Here is an 11,800-nt window from a genome sequence, read left to right as displayed (position 1 = left end):
CCGGACTGCTCATCAGCCCACTGTTACACGCTATGCCTCTCAACTATTGATACTCAGGGAATTAACGCAAAGCCCGTCCACCATCAACGCCTAGCGTTTTCCCAGTGACGTAACGGCTGCTGAGTAGGTAATCCACCAGCCCGACAATTTCTGCTTCACCGGGGGCAATTTTCATCAATGACTTTTCCAGCGCCTGCTGACGATAGGATTCGTCATCCTTTTCATTAAACAGGATGAGACTGGGGGCGATCGCGTTGACTTTCACCTCCGGTGCCAGCTTGCGGGCAAACGACCGCGTCATATTGTCCAGCGCCGCTTTGCTGGCGGCATAGGCAATGTGTTTATCGCTGCCTTTTTCTACCACGTAATCCGTCAGATGAATGATATCCGCACCCGCGATGCCTTGCCCACGCAGGCAGTGTTCCAGCAGTTGGTTGAGCAAATAGGGTGTGTAAACATGAATTTGCAGCATATCGGCCAGCGTTTTTTCTGGCGGTGTGGAGGGGCTTTCAGGCTCCCAACGGCTGGCATTGTGAATAATGGCGCGCAGTTGCGGCGTGAACGACTGGATTTGCTTCGCAAACGCATAGATGTTTTCCGTGGTGGAAAAATCGGCGGTCAGACAAACGGCGCCATCTTGCTGTAGCGTCTCCAACTCAGGATAAGGTGTGCGATAGCTGATGATGACCGGAATCGACTGTGCCAGAAACGAACGCGCCAGCGCCAGCCCAATACGCCGTGCGCCGCCGGTAATTAACACGGGAGCAGAAGAAAAAGTTGTCACAATTAGGTCTCCTCAACACGCTAGTCTAAAGGGGATGAACCGTGACAATATACCTGAATTAACGGCTATACAGGCTATGGTTTGATAGCCGGAGGGCTATGCACAGTAAAACACTGGCGAAAGAGGAGGAAAGGGAATAGGGAAACGCTCCTGGGTCGATACATTCCGGTGATCAACGCTGTTTGGTTTAACATGCCCGCCGTGTAGCATTAGCACGGCGTGGCCTGCACGACATTTCTACTCGGTTTTTTCTACGTTAGGGCGAGTCGTCGTCGCCTCAATCGCCTGTGCGAGTGAGCCGTAGAAGCTGAGACGCCCTTCAATCGGATGAACCTTCGCCCGCGCCAGCGTTTTTAACGGCTGGAAGGGAATGTCGGTGATGATGAGCTGTTTGCCTTCGGGCAGCGTTGCGCTAAAACGCAAGAACGCATTGAGGCCGCCAGCATCCAGCACCGGCACCGCATCCCACTGCAAAATGATATTTTGATAGCCTTCGCTGCGTACGGTCAGTTCGTTGAAGATGCGTTCCGCCGCGGCGAAAAACAACGGGCCGTTAACACGCAGCACTAGATGATCCGGGGTTTTGGTGTCTGGCAGTTCGCTAAGACGGGTCATCTGCGCGATGCGCCGCATGAAGAGTAGGGATGCCAGCACGATACCGACGGTAATCGCGATCACCATATCGAACAGCACGGTCAACGACATACAGAACAGCATCACGATAATGTCGTCTTTCGGCCCGTGGCGTAGTAAATCGACCACTTTGTGCGCTTCACTCATGTTCCAGGCGACGATCAGCAGCAGCGACGCCATTGCCGCCAGCGGCAGATAAGACAGCCACGGCGCAAGGATCAGCAGCGCCAGTAACACCAGCAGCGCATGGACCACGGCGGAGATCGGTGAATTTGCCCCCGCTCGCACGTTGGCGGCGGAGCGGGCAATCGCGGCGGTCGCGGTAATGCCGCCAAAGAACGGTGCGATGATGTTACCGAAACCCTGGCCCATCAGCTCCGCATTAGAGTTGTGTTTTTTGCCCGTCATCCCATCCAACACGACGGCGCACAGCAGCGACTCAATCGCCCCCAGCATCGCCATCGAGAACGCGGCAGGCAGCAGAGCGTAAATGCTTTGCCAGTCCAGCGTCATCGTCTTTCCATCGGGCGACGGAATATCCCACGGCAAAACGAGCTGTGGCAGGATAGGCGGAATCCCTTGCCCTTGCGAACCGTCCGCCAGCATATAGCTGAATCGGGAACCGATGGTGGCCACGTTTTCACCGAGCAGTGACATGATCCCCATCACCGCGACGCCTGCCAGCAGCGCAGGCAAATGACCGGGCAGACGAATACCGAGTCTGGGCCAGACGATGAGAACCAAAAGCGTCGTTGCGCCAATAAGCGTATCAGCAAGATGCAGGGTCGGCAGCGATTGCGCCAGCGCCGCCACTTTTTCGACGTAATGCTCGGGGACTACCGCCATCTGCAAGCCGAAAAAATCCTTGATTTGCATGGTACCAATGGTGATAGCGATCCCAGAGGTGAATCCCAGCGTCACGGAAAGCGGAATATATTCAATCAGACGGCCGAAGCGACAAAGCCCCATCAGCAGCAGAAAGACGCCGGACAGCAAGGTGGCAACCAGCAGACCGGATAGCCCGAACTGTTGCGATACCGGATATAAAATGACGACGAAGGCTGCCGTCGGGCCTGAGACGCTATAGCGTGAGCCGCCGCTGATAGCGATGACAATCCCAGCAATAGCTGAGGTATACAGTCCGTACTGCGGAGGAACGCCGCTAGCAATGGCCAGTGCCATTGCTAGCGGTATGGCGATGATGCCGACGGTCACGCCAGCGATAATGTCGTGGGTAAAACGTTGCAGCGTATATTTTTCGCGCCAGCACGCGTCAATCAGCGCGCTGAACGGCCTGATGCCGTTAATTCCGTGCGTTTTCATCTAAGCAGAAACCAAAGTAAGGAAGTAGATCAATATGGCGGGCCTGCCGGTCCGTCGACGACTGCCTTACGATACGCCGGACGCGCTCAGAAGATCCAGATATACATCAAGAGAAGTGATTTTTGGTGAGGCCGACACGGCGAAAACCGCGTCGGCAGGGGAATTACAGCGTGATGGTGATCAGATAGGCGGCGAAGAGCGCCAGATGCGCGCTACCGCTCAACACGTTGGTCCTACCGGTAGAAAATGTAATGTGGCACAGCACCAGTACCGACAGCATCACGACAATGTGCGGCATATCCAGACCGAAGTTCAGCGTGCGGCCGGTCAGCATGGCGATAATCGTGACGGTAGGGACCGTCAGTGAAATGGTTGCCAGCACGGAACCGAAAAACAGGTTCATGGCACGCTGTACCTGATTTTTCAGGACGGCGCGGATCGCTCCCAGCCCTTCAGGTGAGAGGATTAACAGCGCGACTAGGAAGCCCGTAAACTGCGTCGGCGCGTTCATTTCGGTCAGCAGCGTTTCCAGCGGCATGGAGTTCGTCTTGGTGACCGCGATAACTGCAACCAGGTGAACCAGTAGCCAGGCGGTGTGCCACAGTGAACTGTGCGCTGACGGTTTACCATGGTGCGGATCGTCACCGTCCCCTTCGTCTTCATGTTCATAGACGAACAGGCTTTGGTGCGTACGCGTTTGAATCAACAGGAAAACGCCGTACATCGCTGCAGAAATAGCGGCAACAATCAGTGATTGCGTTACGCTGAAATTACCACCGGGCAAAGCGCTGGGGAAAACCAGCACAATCACGGCTAATGGGAAGATCGCCATCAGGTATTGTTTGATGCCGCTCAGGTTGACGTACTGGGTGGCGAATTTACGGCCGCCGAGTAAGAGGGCGAAACCAACCAGACCACCGGTGACAATCACGATAATGGAATAGAGGGTATCACGCATCAGATCTGGGCCAGCGTCACCGGTTGCCATCAGCGCAGAAATCAGGCTGACTTCGAGAATGACGACGGACAGGCTGAGGATCAATGAACCGTAGGGTTCACCCAGACGGTGTGCGAGCACGTCGGCATGACGCACCACGCTGAAGGCGCTGAACAGTATCCCAGCGAGCGCGATGGCGTTGATGCCGAGAATGGCGACAAAATTTTGTGAAGTGCCCCATATGTAGAGCACGGTCAGCGCAATAACAGGAAAAATGAGGGAGTATTCATGATGGCGAGTTTTGACCACCTCAGAATGAGACTTCATTGCGGAGTTCTCCTTATCCAGAGGAATGATACGGCAAAATATCCCCGTCATATTTCAAGTCAGCCTACTGGCAGCTCGAACTATTTAGGGCATAAAGCAATTTATTGTGGTCGTAAACCCCATTATTCAGGGCATAAACCATTTATTAATGGATGTAGAACAACAATAAACAGCAAAGGTTACTAAAAGGTAGTTATAACGTAATAAAACGAACAATATGATAACAGATTGTCATGTTAATACGGGGGGGTTTACGGATTTTTACGCTTTGTAGTGAAATTCAAATGAAAAGGGAGAATCTGCGTGTCTTCTCCCTATCATGATAATATCAAATGTCTTTTTTATAGTTATTCGTCAGGATTATCCATAATATCGTGACGTTTATGATGATAATCCTCTTCATTTAGCCCTTCTCGCCAATAAGGTACGGCATACATCTGATTTCGCTCACATCCGCGTTCGCGACGCACATGGCGACGAAGCTGAACCACGATACGATCCTCACCCGCTAACCAGTAAAACGCATTTTTAGCCGACGGAAGTGACTGAAACTGCTGTAATAATGCATCGGTCACGTCCGTGCCGCCGATAATCCAGTGCAGATGAAGTTGTGCTGGTTTCGCGATATCCAGTTTATCAGCCTCGCTGTCGACACGGATGACCGCATGCCCCGTTGCGTCATCAGGCAGATTCTCCAGCAGCGCCATGAGCGCGGGGAATGATGACGGGTCAGCAGCCAGATAATAAGCGGCCGCTGGCGGCAGCATCGGGAGCGGGCCTCCGGGTTGTGAAATACCGACCCAGTCGCCTGGCTTGGCCTGACGGGCAAAGGTGACGGCAGGCCCAGCGTGCTCATGCAGCGCGAAAACCATATCCAGCTCCGCATCCTCTGGGCGCACCGCACGGACGCTATAGGTGCGAACGATGGGGCGGGCTTCGCCCTCTGGCCAGATCGGGCCGCGTTCGCCAATCGCGGGCAGAGCCGGTTTTTGCTGTCCTGTCTGAGGCAAAAAGAGCTTGATGTGTGCACCATATCGCTCGGTCGGATAATCGCGCAGCGCGTCGTGATGGAAAGTAATGCAGCGTAAATGAGGGGAAATATCGTGGATGTGTTTAACCTGAACTAAAACAGGCTGTCGCGGCGTTGCCATTCAGTGTCTCCGTGGATAGTCGATTCCAAATTAATGATGATAGTAACACGAGATGATAATTATTATCATTTGATGTCTGCTCGTTATTATTCGTGTCGCCGCCGATATTTTTTATTGAAGTCGAGAGCTTTCACGTCAAGCTCCTGACCTCACAAAAATGAGGTTTGTATCAGGAATGCGTCAAGTCTGGCGGTGAGTTGCCGATTAGTTGATATACCCGTGAGTGAAACATTATCACGAACTTTTTCAGTTTTTGTGACCAGTATCAAGCTTGATCGCAAAGCCATAAATGAATAACCTCAGGGTTGATAGTGTTGTAAAATTAAGCAGATGAAGCAGTTCGGTTGTTACACGCAGGGCGAGAGCCGGTCTGACGAGCGGCAAAAGAGTAAGGTTGGGGGTAGTAAGTAGTGTTAACACGCGATTTTTTGCAGAAAGCAGATTGTAGAACGTCTTTTGGTTGTATTGAAGAAACCTTACTGCTCACCCCGCAACAGCGGGCTGACTCGTTAGACAGGACGCTGGCGCTCCGGCCAAATAGCTGTCCTGTCTGGGTGTTTGGCTATGGTTCACTCATGTGGAACCCGGTTTTTGACGCCGAAGAAACCTGCCTTGCCACGTTGGCTGGGTGGCAGCGTGCCTTTTGCCTGCGCCTCACCATCGGCCGCGGCACACTAACGCAACCGGGGCGGATGCTGGCGCTGAAGCCCGGTGGGCAAACGACGGGACTGGCTTTCCGTCTGCCGGAAACCTCATTGCGTGAAGACCTGGAGCTGTTGTGGAAGCGTGAAATGCTGACGGGCTGCTATCGTCCGCTCTGGTGTGAACTGCATCGCAAGAACGGCGCACCGCTGACGGCGCTGGTGTTTGTTTCCGAACCGGAACATCCTCTCAACGAAAATGATACCTGCATTCAGAGCGTTGCACCGCTGATTGCGCGCGCGAGCGGTCCGCTCGGCACCAATGCGCAATATCTGTTTGCGCTTGAGCAAGAGCTGAAGAATCACGGAACGGAAGATGAAAGCGTGAGCGAACTGGCGCAGCGGGTGCGAATCCTGCAACAGTCATGTTCTGCGGCAGCAGGGAGTTGCTAATAGTGACCGCGGTGAGCGGGAACATTGAGGTGAACGACGGTATCGCCGTTCACCTTGAGGTCGATGCTAAGCGACCGAATTACCAGCCGACGCCAACACCCATGGTGTAGAGTGTGTCGTCAACATTCCCCTGATTACTTTCGATACGGGTACGTGACACTTTCATGGTCATCGAAGACCAGTCGGTCAGCTTGAAGCGCAGACCCGCATCCGCTTTCAGATAGATTGGTGCTGTGCCGTCAAATGAACGACCCAATTCACCGTTGGTGAAGGCTTCAACCGATTTGCTGAACAGATAGCGGTTGTAAGCCCACTTGAGGCCTCCAGAATAGAAGTCATCATCACCCTGATCGCGGTAGACGAAGGTTTGGGAGTTGACCAGCGACGTCAGAGAGAACGCGCCTAAATCGTTATCCCAAAACTGATAACCGGGACCGAGACCGAAAGAGCGGTTGATTTTAATGCTTTCAATCCAGTCGCGTTTGTACTGATAACGACCCTGCCAGAACCAGTTCTCATCCACGAATTTATCCAGCGCATATTCGCCAGCCGCATTCTTGGTGCTCTCGACTTTATTCTCTTTTGCCAAATGGTAGCTGGCATCAAGGTTGTGTCGCCACGTATCGTGACGCGCTTTGGTGTTCAGCGTCACATCGTAGTTGTCGGTTTCTGTCGAACTTTTCTTGTGCGACATGCCAGCGTCAACGTTGCCTTTCCAAGCGAAATCGGTCACCAGCGGCTTCTGCGCGACGATGGACGTGATTTCAGAAAGTGGCAATGTTTGTGGGCCAGCCGCTTCGTTAGCCAGCGATGGGCTTGCGACGACGGCGCGGTTTTCGCTCGCTTTAACAGCCGGATACAGAACGCCTTTCTCGTAGCGTTCGCCTTGAATCACCAGACCATGGTCGGATTCAAAGGTTTTCACCTTGTCCCAGGCCACAGAAATAGAGCCAGCATAGTCGGTGTTGATAAAGAGTTTTCCGCCGTCAAGCAGCGTGATTTTCCCTGTGAGCTGGTCGCCATTGGTCAGCCAAATGGTGTCAGCGCGGCTCTGGGTAATGCCAGCAGAGAGGGCGATAACCAGGCTGAGGGAAGAGAGTGCGTGTTTGGATAGTGTCATTATTGCCAAGTAAACCGTGGTGACAGGTATTGATATGTCCGTCAGAGACAAAGACGTACAGCCGATGATAACGAACCGGTTTAGTCCGGAACGGCAAACATTAACAGGAATCGTAGTGATGCTCTACCCGAAAACGAAAATTGATTAGAATGTAAATAGTTATAAAAGTGGCTATTGATGATTAACAGCTATAACGCGATGGCTGTCACATTTCCGGCTGGTAGAAAGGGGATGCGTCGTGTGGGGGATGATGCTCTCTGGTCCAGCCTGTTTCAGACCAGAGAGCGTAGGCAATAGATGACGCTATGCGATGCGCTGCGTGCGGGATGCACTGTTGTTGCTCAGGAAACGTGAGGTCAGGAACGTCCTTACGCGGAACACGATCCGTTCCTGGAAGAGAACACAGAGCGTCACGGTGCTGAGTAGGAAAATGGTATAGCCCGTCATGGACAACTGCACCTGACCTGCCGCGGCAATGCACTGATCCCAATTGCTAAAGCAGGCCATCGGGTCACCGCGCACCAGTTGTTCCAGCGTACGGAACAGATTGAAGAGCGGAACGTGTAGCGCAAAGATAGACAGCGAGGCAGCCCCTAGTCGGGGAGACCAATGCCGCAGCCATTCACTGTTCGGTTCATGCGCCAGCGCGCTAAGGCAGACCAAACCGACCTGAGCTGGCAGGAGCAACCCGTTGTGCAACAGGAAGTACCAATAGGCCTCACCTTTTGTGAACAGCCAGGTGGCGATAAGGAAATTCACACTAATAAAGAAAGCGACTGCATAGCGCTGGCCTTTGGTCAACGGTAAGCGATCTTTCTGACGGTAATGACGGAAGAGCGCATAGCCCAAAATCCCAGCTAGAAACTCCGGCAAACGGAAAATCGGTCCGCGCTGTAATAATCCGGTGTACGGCATACCGAACTGCTGTTGCCAAATTACCCAAATCGGCGGCAGCAGATACAGCAGGCAGACGATCCCCATCCACAGCCACGGATGGCGACTGTTCAACAGACGCGGTGCCAACAGCGGGAACGCCAGATAGAAAAAGAACAGTGTGGAAAGCGACCATAACGGGGCATTGAAGGTCAGGAAGTAAGGATTCCATGCCTGCAACATCAGTACCTGCAATAACCCGTTGAACACCAACTGTGCATTCGTCATGTAGTGACGCAGCGTTTCGGGGGCGGCTGCAGGATCGTTGGTGTCATAAATGACGAAACGCGCGCTGGCGACTTGCCCTTCCGGCGGTACGGCCAGCCACTGCATCAGCGTGACAACGGCAATCGAAGACAGCAGGGCAATGATATGGATGGGATAAAGATTAAAGAAGCGTTTGGCCCAGAACTGGCGAACAGGTTCACGCAGACGTCCGTCCTTAATGTAGACATGGGCTAGCAAAAAGCCAGACAGGACAAAGAACGTGCTGGTCGCGAAGAATCCCATGCTGGTGAGTTCGCTTAAGAAAGGAATGCGCTCACGCTGGGGATAAACGTGGACTGTGTGATAAATCATCACATAGCAACCGAGCAAAAACCGTAACCATTCCAGGCCGATAAACCGCTCTTTACTGACCTTTTTCATGTTATTCCTCAACGTTAAACTCGGTGTAAAAGCCGAAAAATGCGATTACTGACTAGTTTAGACGAGAGCAACGTCACATTAATTAGGATAATGGCTATAAATGCCGGTGCCGTTTAGCAACCGTTTAGCTTGGGTGGAGCGTTGGTGGTATTTCCGCCAATGATATTCATCAACTACGGCGGCATCCTCGCTTACGCGAGGATAATCTCGGACGGAAGGGCGCCAGAGCGCCTGATTCGTACCGCTGATAATCGCGGTATCTTGTGACGATGTGATTAAATCACTTTTTCTTGTAATACCCAGACAGCCGCTTCAACCCGTGATTTTAACTTCATTTTTTTCAACAGGTGTTTGACGTGAACTTTAACAGTACTTTCGGTGATCGTGAGCTTGCGGGCGATGACTTTATTGGACAATCCCTGTGCTAGCAGCTTCAGAATATCGCGTTCGCGCGGCGTGAGCAGTTGAATGTCTCTGTCACTGCTGTGGCGGCTTTCGCGCAGGCTGGCGGCCAGAATTGGCGTCAATGTTTCACTTAGCACCATTTTCCCTGACGCCGCCTGATGCAGCGCAGCCAGTAAATCTTCCGGTTCCATATCTTTCAGCAGGTAACCGTCAGCACCATTTTTCAGGGCATTGACAACATCGTCTTCATGGTTGGATACGCTAAAGACGACAATACGGCCAGACAGCGATTTTTCCCGCAGGCGATTCAACGTTTCCAGACCATTCATGCCGGGCATGTTCAAATCGAGCAGAATCAAGTCTGGGTCCAACTGTTCCGCTAGCTCGACACCCTGTTCGCCGTGACTGGCTTCACCTGCCACCTGCAATTCTGGGTCCATGCTGATGAGTTGCTTAACGCCATTCCGCAACATGGGATGGTCATCAATCAGCAGTAGGGTGGCGGCATATTCGTTAATCATGAGTTTCTCCTGTTAATGGCAGCCGGTGACGGTATTCGGAGAGGAAGTTGATATTGACTTCCGTGCCCCCCGACGGCCGGCGTCGAACAATGCATTCGCCGTGCAAACCCCGTGCACGGTCGCGCATGATAATAAGTCCATAGTGGTTGGCGCGGCTGGCATCGTCTGGAATACCGATGCCATTGTCGGCGACGCTGAGTTCGATGTAGCCCTGACGTAGTTGCAGGGTGATGTCGACCTGTGTGGCCTGCGCGTGTTTATAAATATTGCTCAGCGCTTCACGCACAATTTGCAGGACGTGAATACCTTGGTGAGCGGAAACCGACTGCGGCGGCAGGCGGTAATGCAGTTCGATGGGATAGCCCAACCGCTTGCCGAATTCATCGACCGACGCCCGCAGCGCGGCGAGTAAGCCAGATTCAGAAAGTTTCAGCCGGAAGGTCGTCAGCAACTCACGCAGTTGGCGATAGGCGGTATTCAACTCTTCCCGCATTTCCGTCAGCAACTGCTGCGATGCGGGTGGCAAATCGTTGCCCTGCATTTGCAGACAGCTCACCTGAATTTTCAGGCAGGAGAGGGACTGGGCGATAGAGTCGTGCAGTTCACGGGCAATGGTGGCGCGTTCTTCCATGAGCATCAACTGCTGTTGATGGTTGGATTGACGCTCCAGCGCCAGCGTGCTGGTCAACTGTTCCAGTAAGGTATTCAGTAACTGATTTTGATCGCGGCTTAGTACGGTATTGCTCGGCAGCGTGGCTAACACGACGCCATATTGTCCGTGCTTGTCATGCAGATCCCAGCAGTGAGGCTCACCCGGCAGTTCTTCCCGTTTTGCCTGCATCCCGCAACTCTGACAGCTGTTATCCGGGCAGTGATCCGGCTGTGACTGGCTGCAATCGCTAAACTGGTGAAACTGTTCCTGATTGTTATCTTCATACAGCCGTAGTTGAATATTGCGCAGCGGAGTCAGCGACGGCAGTTCGTTCAGGATCGGCATCAGTCGGCTACACAGCGGTGCGCCGGTATGCAGGCGTCGGCTGGCGCGATAGAGGAAAGAAAGCAGATCGTTTTTCTGTTGCAGGTCGGCTGTTTTCTCGGCGACGCGTTGTTCCAGACTGTGGTACATGGCGGAAAGTTCATCCGACATGCTGTTCAGCACCTGTCCCAGCGTGCTCATTTCGTCATGACCGTTGATGGCGACGCGCTGGGTGAAGTCACCTTGCCCGATAGCTTGTCCCATCGCAACCAGACGTCGCCATGGCCTCAACAGGCGTCGGCGTAGGTAAAAGAAGGTGGTGCTCAGCAGAATAAACATGATGCCGATGAAGATGCGTTGCACCAGCGTGACCATCCTCAACCGCTGTTCGGTTTTATGATCGATGGCGGAAACCAAATCGTCGAGCTGTTTCACGAAGCGGGCAACATCCGCTGAGGCATCAGCAGAATTCGTTGCCTGCCGCAGATGCGGTTGCAGGTTTTCCAGCCAGAAAACGCGCAGCGCAGTGAATTGTTCACTAAGCCCTTCCCGACGTACTGCCTGCTGTAGATCGCTGCTGATTTCGTCTTCTTCCAGTTCTTGCAGGTAGATTTCATTTTCGGCAGAGAGCGGCACCATCGAAAGCAGACGGTAACTCTGCATACGCAGCGAGCCTGCTTTATTAATGGCGTGCGCGTTCCCTTGAATGCTTTGAGACATCCAACTGGAAACCGACATACCTGCAATACCCAGCAAACCGAGTAGCAGCATCAATAAGGCAACCTGATTGACGAGCGACAGCGGCAGCAGGAAACGTTTCAACATAAAAAAGCGACCTCTGCTGGAGGAGTAGAAAACCAGTACCGAGAAGGATAACCCTTTTGGCATTTTTCCCGATCCTACGTGATAACCCTATACCCACTAGTGAGTACCACTGAATATCCGCGC

Annotated in this window: 9 protein-coding genes; 1 reads left to right on the top strand and 8 read right to left on the bottom strand. The window is 53.0% G+C overall.

Going from position 1 to position 11,800, the window contains the following annotated elements; all coding sequences use genetic code 11:
* Nucleotides 1-61: 61 nt before the first annotated feature.
* From folM to IG609_RS10870, 4 genes are all read right to left on the bottom strand, one after another.
* Nucleotides 62-784 carry a dihydromonapterin reductase gene (folM, locus tag IG609_RS10885; protein ID WP_193397003.1) on the bottom strand — a complete coding sequence of 241 codons (723 nt, stop codon included), beginning with the start codon at nucleotides 782-784 and terminating at the stop codon, nucleotides 62-64.
* Nucleotides 785-1,021: 237 nt separating this feature from the next.
* Nucleotides 1,022-2,740, bottom strand: coding sequence for a C4-dicarboxylic acid transporter DauA (gene dauA, locus IG609_RS10880; protein WP_193397002.1), 1,719 nt, complete (start codon nucleotides 2,738-2,740; stop codon nucleotides 1,022-1,024).
* Nucleotides 2,741-2,903: 163 nt separating this feature from the next.
* Nucleotides 2,904-4,004 carry a sodium-potassium/proton antiporter ChaA gene (chaA, locus tag IG609_RS10875; protein WP_102116444.1) on the bottom strand — a complete coding sequence of 367 codons (1,101 nt, stop codon included), beginning with the start codon at nucleotides 4,002-4,004 and terminating at the stop codon, nucleotides 2,904-2,906.
* 347 nt (nucleotides 4,005-4,351) lie between these two features.
* On the bottom strand, nucleotides 4,352-5,155 hold the full coding sequence (locus IG609_RS10870) for a siderophore-interacting protein (RefSeq protein WP_193397001.1): 804 nt from the start codon (nucleotides 5,153-5,155) through the stop codon (nucleotides 4,352-4,354).
* Between the two features lie 410 nt (nucleotides 5,156-5,565).
* On the opposite strand from IG609_RS10870, the gene IG609_RS10865 reads away from it, so the two are divergent.
* A complete protein-coding gene (locus IG609_RS10865) occupies nucleotides 5,566-6,249 on the top strand; it encodes a gamma-glutamylcyclotransferase (protein ID WP_103860557.1) in 684 nt (227 codons plus the stop codon).
* Between the two features lie 79 nt (nucleotides 6,250-6,328).
* On the opposite strand, the gene IG609_RS10860 is transcribed toward IG609_RS10865, so the two are convergent.
* The 4 genes from IG609_RS10860 to narX all read right to left on the bottom strand — a co-directional run bounded on the left by IG609_RS10860 (nucleotide 6,329) and on the right by narX (nucleotide 11,677).
* Nucleotides 6,329-7,369, bottom strand: a complete 1,041-nt coding sequence (locus IG609_RS10860; RefSeq protein WP_102116447.1) for a DUF481 domain-containing protein — start codon at nucleotides 7,367-7,369, stop codon at nucleotides 6,329-6,331.
* A 303-nt stretch (nucleotides 7,370-7,672) separates the two neighbouring features.
* The gene (locus IG609_RS10855; protein WP_193397000.1) at nucleotides 7,673-8,950 is read right to left on the bottom strand and encodes an acyltransferase family protein; all 1,278 of its coding nucleotides are present in this window, start codon (nucleotides 8,948-8,950) and stop codon (nucleotides 7,673-7,675) included.
* Nucleotides 8,951-9,225: 275 nt separating this feature from the next.
* Complete coding sequence (gene narL / locus IG609_RS10850) at nucleotides 9,226-9,876, bottom strand: two-component system response regulator NarL (protein ID WP_193396999.1); 651 nt, start codon at nucleotides 9,874-9,876, stop codon at nucleotides 9,226-9,228.
* Complete coding sequence (gene narX / locus IG609_RS10845; protein WP_193397159.1) at nucleotides 9,869-11,677, bottom strand: nitrate/nitrite two-component system sensor histidine kinase NarX; 1,809 nt, start codon at nucleotides 11,675-11,677, stop codon at nucleotides 9,869-9,871. The genes narL and narX overlap by 8 nt, the downstream gene beginning before the upstream one ends.
* Nucleotides 11,678-11,800 lie beyond the last annotated feature (123 nt).

The sequence above is a fragment of the Pectobacterium quasiaquaticum genome, from assembly GCF_014946775.2.
Taxonomy (GTDB): domain Bacteria; phylum Pseudomonadota; class Gammaproteobacteria; order Enterobacterales; family Enterobacteriaceae; genus Pectobacterium; species Pectobacterium aquaticum.
Note: the sequence above shows the minus strand (reverse complement) of the source record. Positions and strands in the feature narration are given on the sequence as shown.

What these genes read in the sequence shown, in the direction of transcription:
- dauA (WP_193397002.1), bottom strand. Translation starts at nt 2,740, where the DNA reads ATGAAAACGCACGGAATTAACGGCATCAGGCCGTTCAGCGCGCTGATT.
- chaA (WP_102116444.1), bottom strand. Translation starts at nt 4,004, where the DNA reads ATGAAGTCTCATTCTGAGGTGGTCAAAACTCGCCATCATGAATACTCC.
- IG609_RS10870 (WP_193397001.1), bottom strand. Translation starts at nt 5,155, where the DNA reads ATGGCAACGCCGCGACAGCCTGTTTTAGTTCAGGTTAAACACATCCAC.
- IG609_RS10860 (WP_102116447.1), bottom strand. Translation starts at nt 7,369, where the DNA reads ATGACACTATCCAAACACGCACTCTCTTCCCTCAGCCTGGTTATCGCC.
- IG609_RS10855 (WP_193397000.1), bottom strand. Translation starts at nt 8,950, where the DNA reads ATGAAAAAGGTCAGTAAAGAGCGGTTTATCGGCCTGGAATGGTTACGG.
- narL (WP_193396999.1), bottom strand. Translation starts at nt 9,876, where the DNA reads ATGATTAACGAATATGCCGCCACCCTACTGCTGATTGATGACCATCCC.
- narX (WP_193397159.1), bottom strand. Translation starts at nt 11,677, where the DNA reads ATGTTGAAACGTTTCCTGCTGCCGCTGTCGCTCGTCAATCAGGTTGCC.